This window comes from Poriferisphaera sp. WC338 (assembly GCF_050931845.1).
Taxonomy (GTDB): domain Bacteria; phylum Planctomycetota; class Phycisphaerae; order Phycisphaerales; family Phycisphaeraceae; genus Poriferisphaera.
In genome coordinates, this window is sequence record NZ_CP194516.1 from 3,724,702 (window position 1) to 3,749,847 (window position 25,146).

21 protein-coding genes and 2 tRNA genes are annotated in these 25,146 nt (G+C 50.8%); 13 read left to right on the plus strand and 10 right to left on the minus strand.

The genetic code is table 11. The features are described from left to right. Nucleotides 1-193 precede the first annotated feature (193 nt). Nucleotides 194-490, plus strand: a complete 297-nt coding sequence (locus ACQ6WK_RS15435; RefSeq protein ID WP_432798283.1) for a Dabb family protein — start codon at nt 194-196, stop codon at nt 488-490. 90 nt (nt 491-580) lie between these two features. Here the strand turns inward: ACQ6WK_RS15435 and ACQ6WK_RS15440 are convergent, their stop codons facing one another. Together ACQ6WK_RS15440 and ACQ6WK_RS15445 are read right to left on the minus strand one after the other, a co-directional pair. Further along, the gene (locus ACQ6WK_RS15440) at nt 581-1,714 is read right to left on the minus strand and encodes a tetratricopeptide repeat protein (RefSeq protein ID WP_432798284.1); all 1,134 of its coding nucleotides are present in this window, start codon (nt 1,712-1,714) and stop codon (nt 581-583) included. 77 nt (nt 1,715-1,791) lie between these two features. Continuing rightward, nucleotides 1,792-1,929 (minus strand): hypothetical protein, encoded by a 138-nt coding sequence (locus tag ACQ6WK_RS15445; protein ID WP_432798285.1) that lies wholly within the window; start codon nt 1,927-1,929, stop codon nt 1,792-1,794. Nucleotides 1,930-2,193: 264 nt separating this feature from the next. On the opposite strand from ACQ6WK_RS15445, the gene ACQ6WK_RS15450 reads away from it, so the two are divergent. Then, on the plus strand, nt 2,194-3,033 hold the full coding sequence (locus tag ACQ6WK_RS15450; RefSeq protein WP_432798286.1) for a 6-carboxytetrahydropterin synthase: 840 nt from the start codon (nt 2,194-2,196) through the stop codon (nt 3,031-3,033). Nucleotides 3,034-3,318: 285 nt separating this feature from the next. Here the strand turns inward: ACQ6WK_RS15450 and ACQ6WK_RS15455 are convergent, their stop codons facing one another. Next, nucleotides 3,319-4,971 carry a restriction endonuclease gene (locus ACQ6WK_RS15455; protein ID WP_432798287.1) on the minus strand — a complete coding sequence of 551 codons (1,653 nt, stop codon included), beginning with the start codon at nt 4,969-4,971 and terminating at the stop codon, nt 3,319-3,321. 307 nt (nt 4,972-5,278) lie between these two features. On the opposite strand from ACQ6WK_RS15455, the gene ACQ6WK_RS15460 reads away from it, so the two are divergent. Together ACQ6WK_RS15460 and ACQ6WK_RS15465 are read left to right on the plus strand one after the other, a co-directional pair. Continuing rightward, the gene (locus ACQ6WK_RS15460) at nt 5,279-6,262 is read left to right on the plus strand and encodes a DUF2231 domain-containing protein (protein WP_432798288.1); all 984 of its coding nucleotides are present in this window, start codon (nt 5,279-5,281) and stop codon (nt 6,260-6,262) included. Nucleotides 6,263-6,343: 81 nt separating this feature from the next. After that, nucleotides 6,344-6,862 (plus strand): hypothetical protein, encoded by a 519-nt coding sequence (locus ACQ6WK_RS15465; RefSeq protein WP_432798289.1) that lies wholly within the window; start codon nt 6,344-6,346, stop codon nt 6,860-6,862. Nucleotides 6,863-6,893: 31 nt separating this feature from the next. Here the strand turns inward: ACQ6WK_RS15465 and ACQ6WK_RS15470 are convergent, their stop codons facing one another. Continuing rightward, entirely contained in the window at nt 6,894-7,367 is a 474-nt protein-coding gene (locus ACQ6WK_RS15470; RefSeq protein WP_432798290.1) for a CbiX/SirB N-terminal domain-containing protein, read from the minus strand. 57 nt (nt 7,368-7,424) lie between these two features. Next, on the minus strand, nt 7,425-9,380 hold the full coding sequence (locus tag ACQ6WK_RS15475) for a M28 family peptidase (RefSeq protein WP_432798291.1): 1,956 nt from the start codon (nt 9,378-9,380) through the stop codon (nt 7,425-7,427). 173 nt (nt 9,381-9,553) lie between these two features. Between ACQ6WK_RS15475 and ACQ6WK_RS15480 the strand changes: the two genes are divergently transcribed. The 3 genes from ACQ6WK_RS15480 to ACQ6WK_RS15490 all read left to right on the plus strand — a co-directional run bounded on the left by ACQ6WK_RS15480 (nt 9,554) and on the right by ACQ6WK_RS15490 (nt 11,854). Further along, nucleotides 9,554-10,150, plus strand: coding sequence for a hypothetical protein (locus tag ACQ6WK_RS15480; protein WP_432798292.1), 597 nt, complete (start codon nt 9,554-9,556; stop codon nt 10,148-10,150). 143 nt (nt 10,151-10,293) lie between these two features. Continuing rightward, a complete protein-coding gene (locus ACQ6WK_RS15485; RefSeq protein WP_432798293.1) occupies nt 10,294-11,271 on the plus strand; it encodes a hypothetical protein in 978 nt (325 codons plus the stop codon). Between the two features lie 196 nt (nt 11,272-11,467). Beyond that, nucleotides 11,468-11,854, plus strand: a complete 387-nt coding sequence (locus tag ACQ6WK_RS15490) for a hypothetical protein (RefSeq protein ID WP_432798294.1) — start codon at nt 11,468-11,470, stop codon at nt 11,852-11,854. 99 nt (nt 11,855-11,953) lie between these two features. Here ACQ6WK_RS15490 and ACQ6WK_RS15495 read toward each other — a convergent pair whose 3' ends face one another. After that, nucleotides 11,954-13,024, minus strand: a complete 1,071-nt coding sequence (locus ACQ6WK_RS15495) for a site-specific tyrosine recombinase (protein WP_432798295.1) — start codon at nt 13,022-13,024, stop codon at nt 11,954-11,956. 479 nt (nt 13,025-13,503) lie between these two features. Here ACQ6WK_RS15495 and ACQ6WK_RS15500 point away from each other — a divergent pair. Continuing rightward, nucleotides 13,504-13,576, plus strand: a tRNA-Met gene (locus ACQ6WK_RS15500). Between the two features lie 132 nt (nt 13,577-13,708). Here ACQ6WK_RS15500 and ACQ6WK_RS15505 read toward each other — a convergent pair. Next, nucleotides 13,709-15,244 (minus strand): HD-GYP domain-containing protein, encoded by a 1,536-nt coding sequence (locus ACQ6WK_RS15505; protein ID WP_432798296.1) that lies wholly within the window; start codon nt 15,242-15,244, stop codon nt 13,709-13,711. A gap of 611 nt (nt 15,245-15,855) precedes the next feature. On the opposite strand from ACQ6WK_RS15505, the gene ACQ6WK_RS15510 reads away from it, so the two are divergent. The 4 genes from ACQ6WK_RS15510 to ACQ6WK_RS15525 all read left to right on the plus strand — a co-directional run bounded on the left by ACQ6WK_RS15510 (nt 15,856) and on the right by ACQ6WK_RS15525 (nt 21,152). Beyond that, a complete protein-coding gene (locus tag ACQ6WK_RS15510) occupies nt 15,856-17,082 on the plus strand; it encodes a hydrolase (protein ID WP_432798297.1) in 1,227 nt (408 codons plus the stop codon). Nucleotides 17,083-17,112: 30 nt separating this feature from the next. Continuing rightward, the gene (locus tag ACQ6WK_RS15515) at nt 17,113-18,513 is read left to right on the plus strand and encodes an aminotransferase class III-fold pyridoxal phosphate-dependent enzyme (RefSeq protein WP_432798298.1); all 1,401 of its coding nucleotides are present in this window, start codon (nt 17,113-17,115) and stop codon (nt 18,511-18,513) included. Nucleotides 18,514-18,710: 197 nt separating this feature from the next. Further along, entirely contained in the window at nt 18,711-19,778 is a 1,068-nt protein-coding gene (locus ACQ6WK_RS15520; protein WP_432798299.1) for an arginine N-succinyltransferase, read from the plus strand. A gap of 6 nt (nt 19,779-19,784) precedes the next feature. Continuing rightward, nucleotides 19,785-21,152 (plus strand): N-succinylarginine dihydrolase, encoded by a 1,368-nt coding sequence (locus ACQ6WK_RS15525; protein WP_432798300.1) that lies wholly within the window; start codon nt 19,785-19,787, stop codon nt 21,150-21,152. Nucleotides 21,153-21,155: 3 nt separating this feature from the next. On the opposite strand, the gene ACQ6WK_RS15530 is transcribed toward ACQ6WK_RS15525, so the two are convergent. Both ACQ6WK_RS15530 and ACQ6WK_RS15535 read right to left on the minus strand, forming a co-directional pair. After that, the gene (locus tag ACQ6WK_RS15530) at nt 21,156-22,082 is read right to left on the minus strand and encodes an SMP-30/gluconolactonase/LRE family protein (RefSeq protein ID WP_432798301.1); all 927 of its coding nucleotides are present in this window, start codon (nt 22,080-22,082) and stop codon (nt 21,156-21,158) included. Nucleotides 22,083-22,165: 83 nt separating this feature from the next. Beyond that, nucleotides 22,166-23,953, minus strand: coding sequence for a DEAD/DEAH box helicase (locus tag ACQ6WK_RS15535; protein ID WP_432798302.1), 1,788 nt, complete (start codon nt 23,951-23,953; stop codon nt 22,166-22,168). A 439-nt stretch (nt 23,954-24,392) separates the two neighbouring features. Here ACQ6WK_RS15535 and ACQ6WK_RS15540 point away from each other — a divergent pair. Beyond that, nucleotides 24,393-24,482, plus strand: a tRNA-Ser gene (locus ACQ6WK_RS15540). A gap of 91 nt (nt 24,483-24,573) precedes the next feature. Here ACQ6WK_RS15540 and ACQ6WK_RS15545 read toward each other — a convergent pair. Beyond that, nucleotides 24,574-25,098, minus strand: a complete 525-nt coding sequence (locus ACQ6WK_RS15545) for a site-specific integrase (RefSeq protein WP_432798303.1) — start codon at nt 25,096-25,098, stop codon at nt 24,574-24,576. Nucleotides 25,099-25,146 lie beyond the last annotated feature (48 nt).

The window sequence follows — 25,146 nt, forward strand, 5'->3', positions numbered from 1 at the left end:
AGTCATGCCTGATATACCAAGCACAGCTTCATATAATCATATTTCACTTTTTCGTGATATTCAAGACTTTTCTGTGACTAAAGATGATAATATCTCTTTTGGTTCGCTTCAGCACAATTACCCCCATTTCGCTATCATTTCCAGCATAGATTTATATCAACCTTTTACCCTACCCCGACAACGAGAGGCGCACATGGCCGTTCAACACATGGTTTGGATCAAATTCAACGCTAACACCCCACAGACTCGCATCGATCATCACCTCGCTGCACTTGGCGCCCTCCGCACCAAAGTTCCCGGCATCACTCACCTCTCCGTTGGACAAAACTTCACCGACCGCGCCAACGGCTTTACCCATGGCCTCCTCGTCACACTTGAATCAAAGTCCGCACTCGAAACTTACGCCACTCACCCCGAGCATGTCCCCGTCGCCACCGCGCTAAAGGAAGATGCTACTCTCATGGCCATGGACTATGAATTCAACAATTAACTACACTCCAAATAAACAAAGCCGAGCCATAGCTCGGCTTTTTCATGCACGTCTTATTTTGTTTATTCAATCACTTACCCAATCAAGCCATCAAAATCCCGCATTCGACTCCGCCCCCGTTGGAGCTGTCATCGATCCTGTCCCTGCTGTTTCGATATCCAACAATCGCTTATCCAATACCTTTAATTCCTCAGACTCCGGATTGATCTGCCGCAGCTTCAAAATCATCCAACGCGCCGACTGTACATCGCCCGCATCTAAATAACATCTCGCCGCCAGTCCTGCCGCCGTTTCATTCGCAGGATCAAGCACTAATATCTGCTTGAAATAAGCTCCCGCCTGCTCCGGCTTCCCAAGTGCCAGCCACACCGCCGCTGTCTCTTTCATCACATTCGACTCAACTCGCTCGCTTGCCGGCAACTCATCCAAAACAACCAACGCATCCTCATACCGGCCCGCATCCTTTAACAGCCCCACATACTTAAGCACGTACGTCACCACCACCGGCTTCTCTGCACTCTTCTTTTCCCCAATCCCCTGCGCCGCCTGCTTCGCAAGCTCAATCGCTTTTTGTATCGACACCATCGCTGCCCCAGTCTTTCCCTCTTCACGATCTAAATCCGACAGCATTGCATACGGCTCTCCCCGTAGCGGATCAAGTGCGATCGCCTCATCCAACAACTTCCGCGCCATCACATAATCCTTCGCTTCAAGATCAAGCTGCGCCAAATACAACAACGGCCGCGGATTCAAAGGCTGAATCAACCGCGCCGCTTCATAATGTTTCCGTGCCGCCATCACATCATTTAAATATTCGTACGCAATTGTTCCCGTGAGTAGCTGCACCTGATACTGATCCGGCTTAATCGCCAGTGCTTTCTCAAACGCATCATACGCCGCCTGATATCGCCGCCCAAAAAGCTCTGCCTGCGCAAGTAACAACTGCATCTGCACATCATCACTTCGCTCTGCGGCAAGCTCACGGATCGCCGGTAACAAATGTCTCGCATCCCGACGATTCTCCATCGCCAAGCTCAACTGTCCCTGCAACTCCTGATAACTTTCAATCTGCGCCGCATTGCGCGCCGCCAATTCCTCCGGCGACAACTCTCGCTCCCCCTCATCCCACAAAAACACATACCCCCCCAATGCCATCGCAATTACACCCAACAGCACCACCCACACCGCAAAGGTTCTCTTGCCGTTTTCATTGCTTTTCTTCATACCTACAGCCTACCCACCAAACCGCCCCCCGTCATCACCACCATCCACAATCCCCAACACCCATCCCGTCAGACATGTCATTCCACTGAATCTGCCAACACTATTTCAACCACAACATCCATCCCCACAACATCATTCCCGCCTTCTACTGGCACGCTGCCCGCAAAAATCATCAGCACATACATCACCAAAGCTGTTTTGAATATGCCTACCAAACCAGTGCTCCTGAATCACCCTCACCTTCTACCACACACAATCATCCAAAACCGCCGCTCACATCGCAAATCTATTTCGCGTTATTTTTACATGAACAATCTTCCACAGACATCACCCTCCCGTCGCCATCGCATCTTAATTCTTCTCCACACCGCATCACCGTTACATCTTCACACTCCACCAACTTCTCCCCTCAAGCCCACGGGTTCTACCCATAAGGCTATCTTACCCCCCAACCGTAGCACCCCGTTATAATACCTCCCATGCTTTCACTTACCCGCAACGTCCGCATGTGCATCACCGATGGCTCACCCGCCGGTGGCACACAATTCCCCGAAGCCACCGAAAAACACAACACCTGGTCCGCCTGGCCCGCCATGCGCGGCCTCTCCCGCTTCTACACCATCACCGTCACCTGTCAGGGTGAACCCAACCCTACCACCGGCTACTTCATCAACATCACCGACATCGATCACGCCGTCCGCGAACACTGCCTACCCTACCTCCAGGATCTGCTCGCTTCACCCGAAAACCCCGCCGACCTCCCCCTCGGCGAAACCGTTCGCTCACTCATCAATCTCATCCAACCAGCACTAGACGAAACCGTCACCGCACTCACCCTTCACCTCTCGCCCTACCTCTCTCTCACTGTTCGGAGCCAAGACATGGATCGCGTCATCATCAAACAGCAATACGAATTTTCTGCCGCCCATCGCCTGCACTCTCCTTCTCTTTCCGATGAAGAAAACAAACAAACCTTCGGCAAATGCAACAATCCCGAAGGCCACGGCCACAACTACCTCCTCGACATCAACATCTCACTCCCCATCGATCCGCTCGGACACATCGCTTCCGTTCAAGAACTAGACGAGCTCGTGGACAGCACCATCATTCAGTCGCTCGACCACAAACACCTCAACAACGACACCGATATCTTCAACGACATCAATCCATCCGTCGAAAACATCAGCAAGTACATCTACGAAACCCTCGCCCCCAAAGTCGACATGCTTGGCTCCCTCCCCGGCGCCACCCTCGAATCTATCACCCTTTTCGAAACCGCCAAAACCGCCTGCACCTACCCCGCCCCCCCGGAAGTTTAATCACCTCCATTTCAACATCAAAAGTAGTTGCCACCGCGATCACATCACTTATCGCCAGTTGATGTCATTACACATCTTCACAAGCTCGGCATTCCGAGGCCGCTGGTATCGGGGATACAATCAACTTCCAACTATCATCAATCACCCAAGCCCACGTGTTCTACACGTAGAACCATCTTGCAACCATTCCCAACATTACTTCGTATATCCGATTCCTCATACTCCCCCAGCCACGCTTGCGTTATGGCCCCGCCGGCCGAGAGGCGCATTTCACCAATACAATATTCAAGCCTTTTGCTCAGCTAACAACTGCTTAGCTTCTTTCAAATCAATCTTCGCGCGATGCCCATGTTTCTCTAACAACGACAGTAAATTGCCCCCACTCAGCAAAGTCAATGGTTTTCCTTGTGCAAATTCATATGCATCAGGTCCATAATCAGCCGTCGTCACAAGAATACCTTTTATTGCACCTTCATTAACTGTCGTCCCAAATAAGTCACGCACAGCCGAAACCCCGACGGTATTCGTATATCGCTTCGCTTGAATCACAATTTTCCCACCCCGAATAGGATCGGGATCAAACGCCACTGCATCAACACCCCCATCTCGACTCGCGCGAGTTATCTTCACCTCACACCCATTAACCGTAAATTCTTTCTCAAACACCTCGCGTATCAAATTTTCAAAATCCTTCCAATCCATCGCAGCCAAATTATCCTCGTCCGTAACACCGTCAATCACTTCATATGCCGGAACAAAACGACGATCTTCTTTATCAATTTTTAAGATCGGAGCAACCGCCGACATCCCGTGCAGCTTACTGCTCCCAACCCCCTTGAGTTGCTTAAAGCAAGCCTTAGGATCAACTCCTGCCAAATTAATCTTAAGAAATGCTTCCTTTGATGCTTGCAAAGACATTATGCACGCATTGACATAATGCCCCGTTGATTTATCCAACGAGTTTACCCATCCATTAAATACCACTGTTTTAATGCAATCAATTGTGTCCGCCTCAAATAGCTCGTGAATAGTTCTCAGCGATATTTGGTATAAAGCACTATCATATGTCTTATTCAGAGCAGCATCCGTAATATACGTCTTGGAAAATTCATCCCTAGACGCAACATACTTTACACTCTTCAACCGCGGCATCCGATCAATTGATGGCAACGAATAATCAACAATCAAAACTCCTGAATCAGTCAAATAATCCAACTCCCATTCCATAGGTATGCAATCCGGATAATCCGAATTGGCCAAAACCATCTCACAATAATCCAATATCGCATCCGAATCCCCACCCAAGTACTTTTCTTTCTGATCAAGCACCTTCTGATTATGTTCACGTTGACTATTGCCATAACGCTCGCGCGCGTCCTCCCATTCCTTTAGCGCCTCTCTATGCAACCGCACTTTCCTATCATTCTCCCGCTCAACGCGTATTACCTCTTGCTCCCAAATTGCTACATCTCTATTAAAAATATTCTCGGCATTCTCTCTCACTTTTCTGCCTTTAAATAACCGCTCAAATAAGCCAAGTTTAGGGTTGTAAACCTTCGACAAACGATCCGGCTTAGGCGGCAGCGATTCCGATGTTGCTTGCTGAGGACTTGGAGTAGAAAAAGGCACCCGATCAATGAGGAGCTCCCAATTGATCTCATCATTTACACCCAACGTGTGATGCAATAGCGTTTCGATTTCACGTAACGCCTCAAGCGCCTCCTCTGTTTCATCTGCCGCCTGTTCGCGATTATCTTCTTTCTCTTGTGCTGCCTGTTCACGCAACAACTTCTTTTCTTCAGCCGCTAAACGCTTCTCCCACATTTCATCCCAAGCTCTTTGCTGCGCCAAAGCCTTCTGTTCGACAATATATCGATCTGATCCACGTATGTGTCGATACTTGTTTAGCCCATCATGCCGAACCTCAATTTCATACATCTCGCGATATGGCATCGTATATACCTCCGGATAATTGGTTCACGATAATCCCGTTTGGATCTGCTTCAACAACTCAAGTTACAAATGCACACAAAACCGATATGCTTGCACACGAACAAAAATGCGATGCGAGTCCGCATTCTAATACATGCATTTGATGATGTGAAGTATTTGCTATTTTTCTGATTGGAAGTGCACTAGCTTGCCAATTACTATAAATCTCAACATTTCATAACTTTTACACCTACACATTAATCTCAACCGATCTACCCCCATGGGTCCCCAGCAAATATTGCAGGACCGCCCCATGACCCGCCACAATTTCATCATCCTCATCATCACACTCTTCGCCCTCTCGCTCGCCCCGTTCCTCGTCGGCCAATCCACTTCCCAAGCACCGTCAAACAACAACGCAACAAATAAAACTTCAACACATAAGCAAGCCGCACCCCCCACCCATCTCACCAACGATCAACTCGCCGAACAACTCCACCAAATCCTCCTCGTCCACTGCGGCCTATGCCACGGACCAAACGCCGACCCGCCCGCCGCCGGACTCAACTTCCTCACCGACATCAATCGCATCCGAACCTACACCGCCTTCATTGTCCCCGGCAAGCCCGACGACTCCCCCATGTTTACCGTCGCGAACTCCGACGAAATGCCCCCCGCAACCTCCAACATCCCCCCACTGAACGCCAAAGAAAAACAGCTCTTCAAACAATGGATCATCGCCGGCGCCCCGCCACTCACCTCCAAAAAACTTTCGCAGAAAGAAGCCCAAGCCAAACACGATCATCTCGGCTCGCCCGCCGCCAAACACAAACCCATCCCCACCACGCATCGCCTCGCTGAATTCTTCGGACAGTTCCATCCACCTTCCACACACTTCCCCATCGCGCTCATCTTCATCGCCGCCTTCGCCGAACTCCTGCTCATCATCACCCGCAAATCTGTGCTCGCCTCCATCACCCGCTTCACCCTCTGGTGCGGCACCATCACCGCCATCCTCGCACTCGCCCTCGGGCTCCTCGATGCATACACATCCATCTTCTCACCCGCACGCTACTGGATCCTAAACACCCACCGCGCTCTTGCCATCGCCACCACCTCGCTCAGTATCATCGCACTGCTCATCTTGGAACTTCACACAATCAAAAAGACCAAGCCGCCACATCTCACACATCGCATCTTCCTCCGCATCATCCTCTTCACCACAGCCGTCCTCGTCTGCGTCACCGGCTTCTTCGGCGGCGCCCTCGTCTTCGGCATCGACCATTACATCTGGTAGCCAGCCCACATATCTGGTAAGACTTACATTACACTCCAAAAAACCCTCGTTAATTCGCGCATGCGCGGTATAATCACGCTTATGATGACACCCCCCATCCATCTCATCACCTTAGCCCAAACTCTGGTCAATCAACCTTCTGACGCCGCCGACCGCTTTAAGTGGGGCCTCACCCTCATCATCGGCCTCGGCATCCTTGGCATCTTCATCATTGTTGCCCTCACCATCACCTACCGCCGTACCCGCCGTCGGCTGAACCGCCTTGAGGCAGACATCCAATCTCGTCGTGCCGAACAATCCGTCCACGTCGACACTTGGGAATCTGCAGCCGACCGCGTCGATCACAATGAAGCACTTGCTGCCACCTTCGATGATCACATGGCTCCCGGAAACAATCCCCAGCAAGCCCCACCACCTCCCGGCTACCACAAAGATGATCCCAACCACGATTCCGATACCATCGGCGCCGACTACACCGATGGCGACGACAATCCGTGGGACACCAAAGACTGGCACCCAGATGACGACGCACAAAACCCTGGCGACCTTGACGACCCCGATGATCCAGACGCCCCTCCCCCCGGCAACAAATATTGGTAACTCCACCTCTCTAACTGTTAGTTAGACACACCTACCCCTGCAACTTGCATCGCCCTGTCCCCTGGCAAGATTCGCACTCGTTAACACCGCCATCCACATGCTGTAAGCAGTAATCAATCCGCGATGCGATCACCTCTCGCATCATCGGATGAAGTCCAATCGGTGCCGTCACCATATATTTCACACCCGGATGACGTTTCGCCGCACCCGCCACCAGCGCTGGAATATCTTCATCCCAATGCTTACCCGGCAATAAAAAATATGGACACACCACCACACGCTTCGCACCCCGCGCCACACACCGATCAAATGCAGTTCCAATCGATGGTTCCGCCAGCTCCATATGGGCAGGCTCAACAATCTCAAAATCACTAAACCCCACAAACCCACACACAAACTCTTCTAACATATGATTAGACGCACTTCGCCGCGAGCCATGATCCACCACAATCACCCCAGTATGCGCCAGATCATGTTCTTCTATTGTCAACTCAACATCATTCACACGGTATCTCCACGTTTCATCATTTAATAGGCACCATCATAGCTCCCAACATCGCAATCACCAATCCTTCCGATTTCCCAAAACTACTACCAGCGAAATCTTCTTCTCATTCCGCAATACCACAAGCTCAACCTGCTCCCCCGCCCGAGATTTTGATAAATAATAGGTGAGTCGCTTCACGCTTCCCACAGCAGCACCATCCCAACTCAAAATACGATCTCCCGAACGCATCCCGCCTTTTTCAGCAGGTGACCCAACTTTCACTTCCTGCAACAATACACCCGCACGCCGACTTCGCACCGCTTTCTTTTCTCGCATCTTCACCCCCAAGTACCCACCCGACATCATCTCACTCCGTGTCCGCGGCCCATCATGCGCTACACGAAAACCAATCCGTCCCGGATACCGAACAACCCCTTCAATAAGCCGGTCCGCAAAATCCATCACACGCATCGCCCCAACACTATTGACCTTCTCAACATCATCTGTCGGCTTGTGGTAATCTCCGTGCATCCCCGTAAACAAATGCACGCCTGTCACACCTCCACGCACAAAACTTTCGTGATCACTCCCCCCCGGTGGGTCTTCATATGTTACTACTTTCAATCCCGTCCCAACTTTTGCTTCCTCAATAAGTGGTCCCCAGCCTCCCCAAGTGTCTTCTCCAAACAGCCACAGCCGATTGCTACGTAATCTGCCAACCATATCAAAATTAATCATCGCCACTACTTTCGCCCCAGGCGGCACATTTAAATCCTCCACATGAGCAATAAAATACTTTGATCCATCGAGTCCCCACTCCTCCGCATTAAACCCAACAAAGATGACCGTTCGCCGATCATCACGCTTCTCATTGTCTAATCGTTGATTAGACCACTTCTCTCGTTTTGCCATCTGCTCAGCAAGCATCTCCATCATCACCACCCCTGAAGCATTATCATCCGCACCGTTAAATACCTCCTCACCCCGCGTCCGACCATGCACATCCCCATAACCCAAATGATCGTAATGCGCACCCACCACCACAATCTCACGCGCTAACTCACCTCGCCCCGGCAACATTCCCGCCACATTCGCAAGCGTCGGCGCTCGCCGTTCAATCCACCCCCTTCCCTTCATCCGAATCCCCGACAACACAATCGGCTTCTTCGCCAATTCATCGCCCCGCGCCTCCCACCGTCGTAACGCTCCCTCACCGCCAAGATTAGCATCCTTCAAAACCTGACAAAAATAGTCATAATCCAACATCAGCACTGGAAGCATCTTCCGATCATCTCCATACGCCTGAGCAAGCTGAGTCTCGCCAGATTTTCCGTCTTGCAGGCCAGGAATTGGCCACGTTTCACGTGTTTTCTTCAACCCCTCCGCCGACCGTGACGGCTTGCTCACCAACACCACTCCTGTCGCACCGTCTTCCTTTGCCCATGCCGCCCGCCGCATCATACGCACCCCGCCGTCCACCCCATCTTTATTTTTCCCATAAAACATCACCACCACCTTCCCCCTCAACGCGCCACCAACACTCCCTTCTTCAAGACCATCCCCCGCGAAAACAACCTCTCCCTCAAAATTACCGCCACCGCCATAACCCATCATCGCAAACTCTTCCATGTCCACAGCCACCCAGTCTATCTCTTGATTAGCCTCGTCTCCCACCGCCACATGTAATTGCTTCCGTATTTCCCTTGCCGGTAAGTCAAATCGAAAATGCTGAACATAACTTCCATGATGGCGCCAACCCACAAAGCCCGGCTCAAGTCCCGTCTTCACAAACCAACCCGCCAACATATCCCTCGCCGTACCAATCGCATCCTCACCCACACCCCGCCCCATCATCTCATCTGATGCATACTTCCCCACCCGAGATTCATACACCCGTGCACGCCCTTCATAGATAGCCGTATGATGCGTATCTTGAGCCTCACCAACCCATCCGCTCACACAACCTGCACACCAAACAACCTGCGCCAGTACAAACCACTCCACCAGACTTTTTAACATTCTTTTCTGCATGACAAGATCATATCACACATTCTCTCCCAACAATCGCAACACCATATGAAACGTTCTCCAAACGTAAACGCCTATATTTATAGAGGCCCATACCCTCATCAATCCCACGCGCACCACACGCTTGCACCCCCGCCTGCCTCAAGATAGTCTGAATCTCACAAAAAGGATGCGCTATGTTCTTACTTGCAGTCACACTCAAAACCATGTTCTTCGAATACCCATGGCCGCTCGTCGCCGCCGTCTGGGTTACCGCTCTCTTCCTCTTTTTCCTTGCCAGATCTCGCGCAGATAAACGACTCTTCCGCTCCGCCGTCACCGCCTTCTCCCTCGGTCTCGTCATCATCATCCTCTCCCTCACCGTCACCACTGAAAACGAAACCGTCAAAGCACGCACTAAAGCTTTCGTCGCCACCACCGCCCCTCTGGACATAAAACAATTTAACACCTTTATTGAGCCTTTCGCCGCAGTTGTCGGCCCCAACGGCGACACATGGATCACCTACGATCAACTCCAAACCATCCTCCCCAATTTACACAAATATTTTTACTTCGACTCACAATATACCACTGTCCCACACACCGAATCCATGCGCACCGGCAACATCGCCACCACCGTCATCGTCCGTACTAAAATAGGCGAAGGCTATACCTTCAAATCCGAATGGACCCTGCTCTGGAAAAAAGACCCAGCTGGCAACTGGAAAGTGGTTGAAATCCGTTTCGACAAACTTCAAAACAAACCGCCCACCAAGGGCGTCTGGAACGTCTGACTCAATTTATTTTCAAACTCTGTATCTCTCATAATCCATGCCACTGCTGGGGTCATTCCTTTTCTTTCTACCCACCGCCCCACACAACCGATACACTTAACACAATAACAATCCAAAACACGCCCCATAACAAGAGATCAATCTTGAAACATAAACCCATCATCAACACCTTCGCTTTCCTCTTCGCATTCTGTCTTGTTGCTCTTATCCATGCACAAGATCAAGATACCTACGATCTTCAACCTCACTGGAAGCAAGGCCAAGAATCACGCTACGAATTCTGGAACCAGCGCAATCAAACCATCACCATCTCAATGGCCGGCAATTCAAACGATATCACCCGCGGTTACACCTCCGAAGGCGAAATCATCTGGCGTGTTAAAACCATCAAAGCTGACGGCTCCGCCATATGCGAACTCAAAATCGACTTCATCACAATCACACTCGTCGCCCCTGATAAATCTGAAACTGTTATCGATTCTCGCAAATCTGCCCCCGAACCTTACAAACGCTTTTCCGATGCACTCACCGCCATCGCTTCATCATGGCTTACCTTTGACGTTGCCCCTAACGGCGAAGTTCGATCCGTCAAAGGTGTCAAGCAACTCCAATCTAAAGTACAAGACCCTGAAGACGTTCCTGAAGCACTCGATTTCATCGAATCCGCTTCTGACCTCGCGACACTCGTCGGGCCGCCCCCCGCTCTCCAAATCGGTGGCTCTTGGAAACAAAAATTCCGTTGGACATTCGACCCCTCTATTCCTTTCCCCGGCTTCAACAAAATCAAATCACACATCAACTACAACACCACCTATACACTCGATTCTGTTGAGGATGTCGAATCTATCCCACTCGCTACGATCACAGGCACCGCCACGATGAAGCTCGACATCGATAAGTCCTCCATCCCCAAAGAAGTCCCCCCTGTCACCTTCAAGCTATCAAACAATCAATTCAACACACAAATACTCTACGATCTCCAACGCAGCGAAGCTGTCGGCAGACACACCGAACAACAAAACACCGTCACTGCCAACATTGCCACCCCCCGCGGCAACCTTCAATGCCAAGTACTCCTCCAACAAAAATCACAAGTACTCCGACTTGCTGAAACAAACTAATCGCCATCTATCCCAACAAATGGTGAGCGCACAGCGCAATCTTAAAATCCTTTCTTAAAGTAAAAATCAGGACCAATAACCCTGTAAAATCAGCATTTTTCACATCCCTTCCAAGGGAAAATGCGATACCCATATAAGCGGGTCACTTCTTCTCATGCGCTAAGATTACTTATCCGATACATTACGGAGCTTGGTCATGAACAGCCTCACCAAAACACTCTCATTGATCATACTTAGCCTAATACTCATCGCCTGTAGCTCTACTCCACAAGGGCCTTACGCTACTGCCGAAGAAAATGCCGCCTTCGAGCAACAAGTCCGCCAACAATACCTTCACGAAATCCGCCGCTACGAATACAACAACAATCCCGCCCTCGAAACCCAAAACGAATACTTCAACAACGTTTATCGCCGCAACCCCGACCGCATTCTTGACTACAATGAGTTCTACCAACGGCAAGTTAAACTTGCTAAACAAGAAGATCCCACCAAACAACAGGAAGAGCAAAATCTTCAGAAGAATGAGGATGCCGTCCTTGCGCCCGCTCCCGCCTCACCCTTTGATGAAGCTTACGAACAATAAGTACGCCCGACCGTATTTCGCCTAACTGATGATTAGAAAATGATCTCCCTGCGCTACGTCGTACCAATCTCATCATACGATCCAAATACACAACGAGGATCAAGCACGCGGATGAAACTTCTTCATCACTTCCTGAAGCCGCGATCGATCTACATGGGTGTATACCTGCGTTGTTTGGATATTAGAGTGCCCCAGTAATTCTTGCACAACGCGCAAGTCTGCTCCACCTGCCAACAGATGCGTTGCAAACGAATGCCGGAACGTATGCGGATAGATCCGCCCCAACCCCGCTTTTTTCGCGTGACGCTTCACGATTTGCCACACCACTACTCGTGTGATCGACTGCCCTGTCCGAGATAAAAAAATCCGCTGCGTTTGATCCCCTTCTTTCAGCAGATTGGATCGAAGTTCATCTATATATCGTTTGATCGCCGCATGTGCCGGACATCCAATCGGCACAATCCGTTCCTTATTTCCCTTCCCCATGATCCGCGCAACACCAAGATCATCCTGAATATCGCCTATCTCTAAATTCGCCAATTCACTCGCCCGCAGGCCTGACGAATACAACAACTCCAAAATCGCCATATCCCTCAAATATAAAGGATCATCAACATCCGGCGTGTTTAGCAACTCACTCACCTGCTCCTGATTCATCACCGTCGGCAACCGCTTCCACACCGCAGGCTGTACCAACTGCTCTGCCGCATTGGTTTCCACATACCCATTCGCATGCATAAACCGACAAAAAACACGAATCGTCGCAACATGGCGCGCAATCGATGACGTTTCTAACTCCCCCTCATCCCGCAACCAATACAAATGCCCACCAATCGCTTCGATCGAGAGCTCATTCCAATCCTTATACCCGCTGTCTATCATCCAACCAGAAAGATCATACAGGTCCGCACCGTAAGCGCTCAATGTCGCCGGAGCAAAACCACATTCAATGCGACAGTACGTCAAAAAATCACGCACATAACGATCCAATCCTGTGCCTTGGATCTTTGACGCTGCAGAACCGCTTTTTGTTTGCTTTATTTGAACCCCAACGTTTCCCATCTCGTCCGTCTTAGACTGCGAGCCGTAACCCGCCTCCGGCACAGACAAATTCCGCTTGTCGTAGTTCCCTTGGCTTCCCGTGGATTGTGATCGGTTGTAGTCGCTCAAGCTCCGCTTGCTCCTCTTCACGCCTTTCCCTGCAAAGCGTGTGATAGGTCACACATCCTTCCGGGTGGCTGAAACATTTCTCAAATGCCTCGCCCAGATGCGCCACATTGAAACACGATGAGCAACGCGCATCCTTCGCGTTGATATACGGACAAACACTCGAACTTTCTTCTCTTACTTCCGGCATGAATCCCTTCTGCCTAAATCTCCCCACTAACATAAGACCACACACGATTATCGGCTTACCTCTCCAGACCACACCAATATTCAACACGCCCATTTACCTAACCCGACTTTCAACCCTTAGCTCTCAGCACACCAGCATAACACCCACTTTTCCACAACTCTTTACATCAACCGTGGATAAGCCCATACACCCTCACAAAACCACTGCCATTCAAACTGTTTTCACCTCAAAAACCCGCTTCACGCCTCAAAACTTGATCCCCAGCCATAGTGTCTTACAATGCTCCGTCCACGGCGACGTAGCTCAGTCGGTAGAGCGGGGGATTCATAAGCCCTAGGTCACAGGTTCAAGTCCTGTCGTCGCCACTTTCCTAAATCTTTGCTAGCAAGGGTTTAGGTTTTTTATGCGCGATCCCCACTTGGCATATACCAAAAAGGGAGGTGCTGCCCAACCCGACAGCACCTCCCAGTGATTCAAATTCACGCCCATACATTGCCTTATGATAGATCCTCGCCAACCTGCTCTCCCGAACGCTCCAACGCGTCCCCCCCACTCTCTTCCTTATCATCACCATGAAAACCTTTGTCCGACACAAGCACTTCATCCGTCTTCACCCGCGGTGCCGGCATTGGATGTTTTACCTGCCATTCCTGATCCTCTTGCTCCGCAAGATCCACCACTTCGCCTGAACTTCGCCCCGATTCATCCAGCAGCATCACCTTCGGCCGGTCATACCGCTTCTCACCCGATCGCACCACACGCGCCCGCCGATGATTCCTCAACCGCACATATGAACCCACCGGAAACAACGACACACCACCTAATAGCGCACGCATCGCTTCTACCCAATACTCCTTCTTCACCGTGCTGCGGATCAGATCCTCCATCGCATGGTATGGCAACATCGCTTTCCTGTGCGCACGGTCACTCACCATCGCCACATAAGAGTCCACCACACTCAACAGCCGCGCATGGTCCGTCAACGTCTCACCCTCCCGCGCCATCGGATAACCGCTACCGTTTTCGCGCTCATGATGTTCTAGCGCAATCAACCTAACCGCCGCAGGCAACCCATCAATATTCTCCAACATCTGAGCTGCATCAATCGGATGTCGCATCACGCGCATCCGATTTAAGTCACTCAACGGCCGACTATCCATCCGCACGCCCTTTGGTACATTCACCATCCCGACATCAGATAATAAACCGCCGAGTGCTACCAAACGCACATCCTCATCAGACCAGCCCATCCACTTCGCACAACTAATCCCAAGCACCATCACACTATATGCATGACTCGCTAAATACTCACTGCCCTCATCTTGTCCCACACCATATTGCCCAAAACATAGCGGATTCTCAGCATATGCAGCCAACAAACGATCTATCATCTGATCAAACCGTAACACATCAATTCGCTGTCCTACATGCAATTTCGCATATGATTCTGCAACTTGCGCTTGATGTTCACGCCGCCTATCAGCAATCTCCTCCACGTCTGGGATCGGCTCACTCCCATAATCAATCACGCGATCTTCATCTCGTCCTAAACGAAAGTTAAACTGTTGTCCTGCCAATTCTTTTTTCAATTCATCAAACAACAGTCGGCAATAACTATCCGCTTCTTGCTGCATCTGATCACTCGCCGCAGCACCACTTCGTCCACGCCCGCCTTTATCTGTGTTTGGTTTCTCATAGATTACTTCGGCCAATGAGATAGCCGCCAAATGATGTGCCACAAGCTCGATCGGTCCTTCAACAATCACATGACCAAATTTTGTCAGTAGTGATCTTTTTAAAATATTACCAATTTTTAAACTCTGAGAGGAAACTTGATGCAGCATCCCAGCCGTTTCAAGATCACCTAAATCATCTGCCAGTATCAATGATCCGCTTTCTTCAGTACCAAGCTTCAAGATATGTATTGGCCTCACTACCTCCTCCGGCCCAATCAATCTCTCACCGGAAGATAAAAAAACATAGCGATCAAAACGGTCCCCCACTGTAACTTCGTGTGCGCGCAATCTGTCCATCTAATGCCCCTAAAATGGAATCAAATGAAATCAATAAATTGTCTTTTTGATCCCCGCACAGAAATGCGACCGCATCGTCCTAACCCAGCAGTCCCCGATATCGTCTAGTTATTTACAGACAACGACATCCCAAACCCACTTAAATGACTTCGTATCCGCAACCCCAATATGACTTCTGTGTATTACGAGTACTTCTCATCGGCAGAATTAGTAAAAAACTTCAATTTTATGAAGCTATTCCTACCGGCATAAACCCTTAATTCTGGTGACAGCTCCATACAACACCATGGCAGTATCACATTCGCATAACATCAATCTTCTTTACGCCGAAACAGATACTTTTTTAAATCATTTAAAACGAATCTTTTAAAACGAAAATGGACTCATATCTAACTCCCCCTTTCCCGTTAGACCTCATCCGGTTACGATACCGTGCATCCAGAGCACTTCGTCCTGGACACCTCGATTGGGTTCCCGCAGTTCGCCACTGCCGTGTGCGTCACATACCAAAATGCCCTCCGATCCTGAATATGGAACGAGGGTTTTGTTATTTCCACAGCTAGAAAGATACAGTCACCGATTCACATATATAAAAATATTCAAGATCTACCATGCAACCGCTCAACGATACATTCTCATTCATTGATACCCAGCACGACCACATGGTCGCAGCTATCATCGATCTTGCTAATATCAATTCCCATACCTTTAATCTACCCGGCCTTTCCCAATCTATCGACCACGTTCTCACACTCATTGCCCCACTCAACCCTGATACGCTCAACCGTGTTCCCACTCAACCTGCATCCATCATGACCAACGATGGCTCCATCACTTCACAACCCCTCGCCGACACACTCATCATCACCAAACGCCCTACCGCTCCTCTCCAAGCCATCCTCTGCATCCACCTCGACACCGTCTATCCACCCGACCATCCCCTCCAATCTATCTCATGGTTAGATGACCACACCCTCAATGGCCCTGGTGTTATTGATGCTAAAGGCGGGCTGGTCACTCTCATCACTGCACTCCATGCCTTCGAGCAATCGTTTCATGCCCAGAACCTCGGCTGGAAAATCATCCTCAACCCTGATGAAGAAATTGGCTCACCAGGCTCCGCTTCCATCCTCAAGGAACACGCCCCTACTGCACACTTCGGTATGGTCTACGAACCCGCACTCCCAAACGGTAATCTTATCTCTCACCGCAAAGGATCTGGCAATTTCTCACTCTCTATCCCCGGCACTGCCGCACACGCTGGCCGTGATTTCTTTTCAGGTAACAACGCGCTCCTCACTGCAACCAATATCGCTAACCAACTCGCCAAACTTACTGACAAAGCTGCTGGCACAACCGTCAACATTGCCGCTCTCCATTCCGGTGGCCCCTTCAACGTCGTCCCCGGCCACGCCATCCTCCGCTTCAATGTCCGACTTCAAACCCCTGAAGAACAGACCCGCATCACCATCGAACTCGACAACATCATTGCCGAAATAAATCCATCCCTCCCCGCTCCTATCACTATCCACGGCTCCTTCAACAACCCACCCAAACCACTCACCTCACCCATCGAAAAACTCATCGCCGACCTGCAAACCGCAGGGCAATCCTTCGGCCTATCATTCGGCACGGAGCCGTCTGGTGGCGTCTGTGATGGCAACAAGCTCGCTGCCGCAGGACTCCCCAACATCGACACCCTCGGACCACGCGGCAACTTCATGCACAGTGACAAAGAACAACTTAACACTCAAAGCTTAACCGAGCGCTGCAAACTCAGCGCCGCTTTGTTGATTCACTACGCTTCAGGCACCCTAACTCCCCCCAATTCCTTATAATCCCTGAAGCACCCACAGGAGTAACCGACCATGAGCGAGAACAACACACACGCAACCAACTTTCACAACGATCCGCGCGTCCAGCAAGCCAAAGCCTTGCTCCGTGAAGCGCTCACCGAACATTCATCTAAACTCGACAATGTCGCACCCGCAAACCTCTCACTTGAAACATCCTATAAATCTACACTTGAGTCCTGTGGCCAACTCCGCGGCGGCAATCTCTTCTTCCCATACCTCGGCTCCGGTCTCGGTAACGGCCCCTTCGTCGAACTCGGCGACGGCTCGGTCAAACTCGACTTCATTACTGGTATTGGTGTCCACTTCTTCGGTCACTCCTCACCTATCCTTCTCGACTCACAAATCGACGCCGCACTCGCTGACACCATCATGCAAGGCAATCTTCAGCAAAACCTCGACACCGAAATTTTGCTCAACAAGATCATGAAGCTCGCCAAAGCACAAGGGGCCGAACTGGAACACTGCTTCCTTACATCATCTGGCTCAATGGCCAACGACAACGCCTTCAAACTCGCCTTCCAAAAACACTCACCTGCGGACCGTGTCATTGCTTTTGAAAACTGTTTCTGCGGCCGTACCATCGCCATGGCATCTGTCACCGATAAGGAACTCTACCGTACCGGCATCCCCACCGTCCTCAATGTCGACTACATCCCCTACTTCGACCCTGAAAACCCAGAAGAATCTACCGCCCGATCTATTGCCGCGCTCAAACGACTCATTCAGCGCTACCCAAACCGCCACGCACTTATGAAATTCGAACTCCTCCAAGGTGAAGGCGGCGGTTACAAAGTCGCGCAGGCAGACTACTTCCGCGAACTCATGACCATCTGCCGCGAAAACAACGTCGCCGTTCTCGCAGATGAAATCCAAACCTTCGGCCGCTTCTCTAAACCCTTCGCTTTCCAATACTATAACCTCGACGATCTTGTCGACCTTGTAAACATCGGTAAGCTCTCGCAGGTTTGTGCCACACTTTTCACATCCAACTATAAACCCAAGCCCGGCCTGATTTCACAAACCTTCACCTCCTCCGCCTCACAAATCAATGCCGCGATCACCATCATGGATACATTCGCCAACGGCGATCTCTTTGGTCCTAATGGAAAAATTGAAACACTCACAAATTACTTCCGCACCAAACTTCAAGACATCGCGGACCGCGTCCCCGGCTCACTCACCGGCCCCTTCGGCCTTGGCGACATGATCGCCTTCACCCCACTCGATGGTTCACTCGACAAAGCCAAAGCACTCATGATGCAACTCTACGACGACGGGCTTCTCTGCTTCATCGCCGGCGGCAACCCATACCGCCTTCGTATGCTCCCCCCCATCCCCGCCATCGATGAATCGCACATCGATCTCGCTGCGAATCTCATTGAAACCGCCATTAAAAAAATTCAATCCGTCTAACCCCCGAAAGTGCGATAACTTTCCAACCAATATTTCAACAACCATCAACTGCGATCAATCCGATCGCAGTTTTTTTATTGTCATTAACATTCCCCTCAAACGCCTATATCTCTTACATACATGATTCTGTACATACCTCCGCCTCACAAATCTATAACCCTCAATCCTTTCACCGCACCATGCCGATAAAATAAAGCATGTACCGACTTCGCTCTGCTCATCCCAATGACCTTGTTGACCTTGTCGAACTCGCACACTCTGCTGGCTTCGGCTTCACCTCAATGCTCCCTCAAGAAAAACATATCCAAAAGCGTATCCAATCCTCACTCTCCGGTGACGCACCGCTCTTCGTCCTCGAAGATACCACGAACCATAAAGTCGTCGGCACCTCCGGCATCAAACGCTCAGTCGGCGGTGAACATCCCTACTACTCCTACCGCATCGAAACCGTTACCCGGCATTCCGAACACCTTGGCATCGACAACAACATCCAAACCCTTCACCTCACCACACAATACAACGGCCCCACCGAAATCGGTACCCTCCTCCTACACCCAGATCATCGCCATCCCCACCTTGGTCGCCTCCTCTCCCTCGCCCGCTTTCTCTATATCGCACAATCGCCCGATCAATTCAGCACCAACATCATCGCTGAAATGCGCGGCCTGAACGATGAACAAGGTAACTCTCCCTTTTGGAATGCACTCGGCAAACATTTTTTCAAAATCGATTTTGTCGCCGCCGACCAACAATGCGCGCTCGACAAACAATTCATCGCCGATCTCCTGCCCATCTTTCCCATTTACATTCCCATCCTCCCTCCAGAAGCGCAAGCCGTCATCGGTCGCGTCCATCCCGATGCTAAACCCGCACAACAACTCCTCATCTCTGAAGGTTTTCGCTTTATCAACCTCATTGATATCTTCGACGCCGGCCCAACCATGCAATGCCCCACCAATCAAATTAGAACTCTCACCGAATCTCTCACTGTCAGCATCGCCGAAATTTCCCCTGTTAAACAAGGGCAAATCATCGGCAACATCCCTCCCGAACAGCTCCTCCGTGACAAACCCATCACTCTCTCCATCCTCTCCTCCTTCAAAGAAAACTTTTCTGCTTGCCTCGCAAACATCATTCTCGCATCACAGCCGAACACCATCATCATCCCCCCTGAAGCCGCAAACGCACTGGACGTTTCACTTGGCGACACCCTCCGCATCGCGCCACTACGTCCCCCTCAATCTAATCAACTATTCGACATCTAATCAATCATGAACAACACTATTGAACTACAACTTGACGGCCTCGTCGGCCCGACGCATAACTACGCAGGGCTCGCCTCAGGTAATATCGCCTCTGCCTCAAATAAACATCTTACATCCAACCCACGTACTGCCGCTCTTCAGGGACTCGAGAAAGCCCGCACCGTCGCATCGCTCGGTATCCCCCAAGCTATTCTTCCTCCTCACCCTCGCCCCTTCCTTCCCCTTCTTCACGAGCACCAATTTACTGGCGACATCTATTCATCAGTTAGACAAGCCTTTGACCAGGCACCACACATTCTTGCAGCCGCCTATTCCGCCTCCCCTATGTGGGCCGCAAACGCCGCAACCCACTCCCCATCTCCCGATACCCCCGACCACAAACTTCATTTCACACCTGCAAATCTAAACTCAAACCTTCACCGCTCTATCGAACACCACTACACCGCCAATCTCCTCCAGCAGATTTTTCATGATCCCAGCCACTTCAAACATCACCACACCCTCCCCCACCACCTTCCTGATGAAGGCGCTGCCAACCACACCCGCCTCTGCCCAACCTATAACGCCTCCGGCCTACATCTCTTCACCTTCGGCAAACAATCTCCCGATCATCATCCCTCACATGAAACCATCTCACCTATTCCTGAAGGTGACGGCCGACAACTCCGCGCCGCCTCATACGCTATCGCACAGCAACATCACCTCGACGCACACAACACCTTTTATTTGCAACAAGCTCCTCGCGCTGTTTCAGCAGGTGTCTTCCACAACGACGTTATCGCCGTCGGCAACCGCAATCTCTACCTCTATCACAGCACCGCCTATGTCGGCGCTCAACACACACTCTTACTTATCAAAGACCGATTTCAAACCTTACACGAGGTACCCCTCCACCTCGTAGAAATCCACGAAGAGGATCTGCCCCTCGAAGACGCAGTCGCTACCTATCTTTTTAATTCGCAACTACTCACCCCACCAAGCACTCCTGATTCCCAGCATCTGCTCTGCCCAGCTGAAGTCCGCGAACACACCAAAGCATGGAGTGTTGTTCAAAAACTATTAGAAAATGAATATCTTTCAGATGTACACATCGTTGATGTCCGTCAGTCCATGATGAACGGTGGCGGCCCCGCCTGTCTTCGACTCCGCGTAACACTCACACCCGATCAACTCGCAGCCATGCATCAACCCGCGATACTCACTGAAGAACTCTATTTAATACTTAGAGATATCATTCAAACATACTATCGCGATGAACTTTCCCCCCCCGACCTTGCCGACCCTGACCTAATCATCGAATCACAAACTGCCCTGGAAAAAATCTATGCCGCCCTGCAGCTCAACCTCCCAACCCAACCCCTATCTCCTGATTAAACCTCACTGAGCATCCTCATCCCACATCTCAAAGCTCCGGCCCGGCCGTGCCACACGAAACTTTTCCAACCGCCCTCGATCTACCACAGTTACATACACCGTCCGCCCATCCTCTCCACCAAACGCAACATTGCTTACTCGCTTGCCTCCGACCTCAATCTCGCGCACCACCTCACCCGCCTCATCAATCACAGCCACCGTCCCCTTCCCGTACCGCGTCACGTACAAAAGCCCATCCACATCACATCGCATTCCGTCCAAACCATGATCAGGGAACTCAATCAGCAGACGCTTATGGCTAATATCTCCATGCTCATTCAAATCATAAACCCATACACGTCGCTGTACGCTTTCGTTCACATATAGCTGCTTTCCGTCTGGGCTCACCTCAATCCCATTCGTCGTCCCCATTCCCTTCTCTAACAACACTGTTTTCCCGTCCTTCTCTATCCGCCAAACCTGTCCCGTCCCATCCCTCCAATTCGGGTCACTTGCGAAAATTACCCCCTCATTTGTGATCGCAATATCGTTCGGCTGATTCATCCGTTCATCGTGCGCAAAGACTTCTACCACTTGAGTATCTACCGCCACCTTCAAAACATTGTGACCCTTGTAGTCAGCGACAAACATCCATTTCCCCGTCCGATCAAAACGTATCCCGTTACCAACACTCCCATTCGGCATCGTCAAAAATAATTCACCGTCTCCACGTGACGACACCTTCCCAATTGTTGCTCCTTCACCATAACCAACCGCATATATATTCCCTGCTCGATCAACTGCCGGCCCCTCAATTCCTTTGTTAAAACTTCCTTCCGCCGTTACTGCTTCCACCACATACAAGACCTCCCCATCCCCCTCCCCTTCTGCAACAACATCCTGTACATCCATCATCATAACCCCTGCCAAAATCATCATGACCATTCGCATTAGAAGCTCCTCGCCCCACAATAACCCGCCACACTCTTCAACCTTAATACACCCAAATACCTTACACAATCAAAAACATCACATTACTTCTTCTTACCCCCACGTTTCTTTACTCCGCTACCAACACGAACCTTCTTCTTCCCCCCGCCTCCACCGCGCTTCTTGCCTGCAGCTTTTTTCTTCACCCCCGCCTTCTTTTTCATCGAACCTACACTCGATCCACCCTTACGATGCACCTTCTTCGTCTTCGGATGATCGCCCGGCTTCCGGCCCGCCGCCTTCTTCTTCATAACCTTCTTCTTGACATCTGCTTTCGCACCCGATTTTGCTTTAGTCTTCGGCTTCACAGCTTTCGGACCATCCTCAACCTTCCCGCGCGCCGCTGCCTTCTTCTTCCGCCTCCCCGTACCGCCGCCCCTACTTCCCTTGCGCGCCGCCTTCTTCCGGCCTCGGCCAGGCTTCCCAGATTCCCCGCTCCTCACCCGACCAATCCCCGGCCGCGTCTTCACACGACGCTTCTCATTCTTCTCCTTCGCGATCTTCTTCGCCTTCGCTAGTGCCGCCTCTTTTTGCTCGTCGCTCACCTCATGCACATGCCCCGCCACCTCAATCTCATTCCCTAAATATTTCTCCAGCCGATTCAACAAATACAACTCAGCCTGTGAACAGAACGTCATCGCAATCCCCGCACGTCCCGCGCGTCCCGTCCTGCCAATCCGGTGAACATACGTCTCCGGGTCTTCCGGTAAGTCATAATTCACCACATGCGTAATGTCATCCACATCCAAACCGCGCGCCGCAATGTCCGTCCCTACCAGCACATTTACCTTCCCACTCGTAAAATCGCGCAACGCCCGCAAGCGCGCCGCCTGTGATCGATCCGAGTGAATACTCTCTGCTGCAAAGTCAAACTTTCCTAACCGCCATACTAATTTCTCTGCTCCGCGTTTGGTCCGCACAAACACCAACACTCGGCTCATCGAGCCGTCCTGCAACAACTCCCTCAAAAGCGCCGGCTTGTGCAACCCCTCCACGTGATACACACTCTGTAGTACACCATCAGCCGTCAACACTTCAGGCTCAATCTCCACAAACTCCGCATCATCCAAAAACTCATTGGCTAAGCGCTGAATAGACTTCGGCATCGTCGCGCTAAACATCAACCGCTGAACATCTCGCTCCCCAATTTCCTTCTCCAGCCGCCTCACATCCGGCAAGAATCCCATGTCCAGCATCCGATCAGCCTCGTCCAACACCACCATCTCCAACCCCCGTAAATCCACATACCCCTGCTCCATCAAATCAAACAAACGCCCCGGCGTCGCCACTAAAACATCAATCCCCGCATTCAAAACCTTTACCTGCCCCCCCTGCTTCACCCCGCCATACACCACCCCACTTCGCAATCCCGTGTACTTCCCATATACACGGAAGCTTTCCACTACTTGCTCCGCCAATTCCCGCGTTGGCGTCATGACCAATCCCCGAATCTTCCGACCATCCGGCTCCCAACTTTCCCAAATCTCTATTCTCCGACCACTTTTCTTCTTCCGCCCTTTCTTCTTACTCCACTTCCCTTTGCCCTTACCCTTTTCTCCAGCATCGCGCCCTGTACCACCGACACTAGGATCAACCTCCACCTCATCTGCACCTGCCGTAATGCTCTTCGGCGCACTCAAATACAGTTTCTGCAACATCGGCAATGCAAACGCCGCCGTCTTCCCCGTTCCTGTCTGAGCACATCCCAAGACATCATTTCCTGCCACAACCGACTCAAACACACGCCGCTGAATCTCTGTCGGCTTCTCATACCCACGCTCACTCACCGCCCGCAACAACACCTCTTCCATATTCAACTTCTTAAACGCCATCTTGCTTTTTACCTTTAATCCCACACCCATCAGAAATTAAAAACGCGGCCTCGCCGCGCTTATCAATCCAGCATTCTATCACTACCCATCTCCACCTCCTAATCAACTCACCTCGTCCTTTCCTTATAAGTCCCATTCGGCCTCATATAATCAGAATACATGCGAACCTTACATGCTAAATTCTCATACCTGCAAAAACAGTGGATAACCAATCGCCAGTAACCACATCTCACTACGGACAAACAACTGTAACCTCTTAAAAGCAAATGACCTACTCACAAAAAGCTTATCTTACTCTCAACATTGATATACCTTCACCATAGCCACCTTACTACCCACAAATATCGCTACAATTCTGGTTTATTTGCAGCCTTGAGAACTGAGCGAATACTGATACAATCCGTTCCTATCATTGAACCTGCGAACATCGCAGGCTCACGGAGAGGTGGCCGAGTGGCTGAAGGCAACGGTTTGCTAAATCGTCGTACGGGTTCTCCCCGTACCGCGGGTTCGAATCCCGCCCTCTCCGCTTAACTCCCCTAAACCCTTGTTTACAAGGGTTTTTTTTTGCGCCCTCGGAAGATTGGATCATTTTCATATGGCAATTTTTCTTCTAAAAGTTACATATTATTGTGATTTGGTACATCAAATTGTCGCACCATCGCACCACTTTCCCCCTCATCTTCCTCTACATCACTCCAGCTTCCGCCACCCGCTCCATCCGGTTCCGGCTCATCATCTCCATTCCAATCCATAGCCGCATCAGCCTGATTCACCACCTGCTCATAGCTGCATGTAGACCGTTGGTTCATCCGGGAAAAGGTGGCTACATGCTGACGCAAGGGCTTCACTAAATCCGGGTGCAGATGGATGCGATCATACTTGCCACGCTTGGACGATTTCGCGTGAATCTGGATCGTCGGCGAATCACCTTCAAGCGTGAACGATGATCGCGTCAGGCTGGCAAGCTCACTGGAGCGCAAGCCAGTGTACATGGCAACCAGATAAAGCAGCTTACGTTCTTTCGACTGCATCTTCGATTGCTTGTGCGCTGACTGCTCGTCCAGACGAAACAGCCTGCCAAGCTCTTTCACCGTCATGGACCGCCGTGGTATTGCGTCTACATCAGGATTCAGTTTGTTCAAGTATTAGACCGGTGAGCAAGTCGCCTCTCGTGGCTCCAATTCATCTTA

What these genes read in the sequence shown, in the direction of transcription:
- ACQ6WK_RS15435 (WP_432798283.1), top strand. Translation starts at nt 194, where the DNA reads ATGGCCGTTCAACACATGGTTTGGATCAAATTCAACGCTAACACCCCA.
- ACQ6WK_RS15440 (WP_432798284.1), bottom strand. Translation starts at nt 1,714, where the DNA reads ATGAAGAAAAGCAATGAAAACGGCAAGAGAACCTTTGCGGTGTGGGTG.
- ACQ6WK_RS15450 (WP_432798286.1), top strand. Translation starts at nt 2,194, where the DNA reads ATGCTTTCACTTACCCGCAACGTCCGCATGTGCATCACCGATGGCTCA.
- ACQ6WK_RS15455 (WP_432798287.1), bottom strand. Translation starts at nt 4,971, where the DNA reads ATGTATGAAATTGAGGTTCGGCATGATGGGCTAAACAAGTATCGACAC.
- ACQ6WK_RS15460 (WP_432798288.1), top strand. Translation starts at nt 5,279, where the DNA reads ATGACCCGCCACAATTTCATCATCCTCATCATCACACTCTTCGCCCTC.
- ACQ6WK_RS15465 (WP_432798289.1), top strand. Translation starts at nt 6,344, where the DNA reads ATGATGACACCCCCCATCCATCTCATCACCTTAGCCCAAACTCTGGTC.
- ACQ6WK_RS15475 (WP_432798291.1), bottom strand. Translation starts at nt 9,380, where the DNA reads ATGCAGAAAAGAATGTTAAAAAGTCTGGTGGAGTGGTTTGTACTGGCG.
- ACQ6WK_RS15480 (WP_432798292.1), top strand. Translation starts at nt 9,554, where the DNA reads ATGTTCTTACTTGCAGTCACACTCAAAACCATGTTCTTCGAATACCCA.
- ACQ6WK_RS15490 (WP_432798294.1), top strand. Translation starts at nt 11,468, where the DNA reads ATGAACAGCCTCACCAAAACACTCTCATTGATCATACTTAGCCTAATA.
- ACQ6WK_RS15505 (WP_432798296.1), bottom strand. Translation starts at nt 15,244, where the DNA reads ATGGACAGATTGCGCGCACACGAAGTTACAGTGGGGGACCGTTTTGAT.
- ACQ6WK_RS15510 (WP_432798297.1), top strand. Translation starts at nt 15,856, where the DNA reads ATGCAACCGCTCAACGATACATTCTCATTCATTGATACCCAGCACGAC.
- ACQ6WK_RS15515 (WP_432798298.1), top strand. Translation starts at nt 17,113, where the DNA reads ATGAGCGAGAACAACACACACGCAACCAACTTTCACAACGATCCGCGC.
- ACQ6WK_RS15520 (WP_432798299.1), top strand. Translation starts at nt 18,711, where the DNA reads ATGTACCGACTTCGCTCTGCTCATCCCAATGACCTTGTTGACCTTGTC.
- ACQ6WK_RS15525 (WP_432798300.1), top strand. Translation starts at nt 19,785, where the DNA reads ATGAACAACACTATTGAACTACAACTTGACGGCCTCGTCGGCCCGACG.
- ACQ6WK_RS15530 (WP_432798301.1), bottom strand. Translation starts at nt 22,082, where the DNA reads ATGCGAATGGTCATGATGATTTTGGCAGGGGTTATGATGATGGATGTA.
- ACQ6WK_RS15535 (WP_432798302.1), bottom strand. Translation starts at nt 23,953, where the DNA reads ATGGCGTTTAAGAAGTTGAATATGGAAGAGGTGTTGTTGCGGGCGGTG.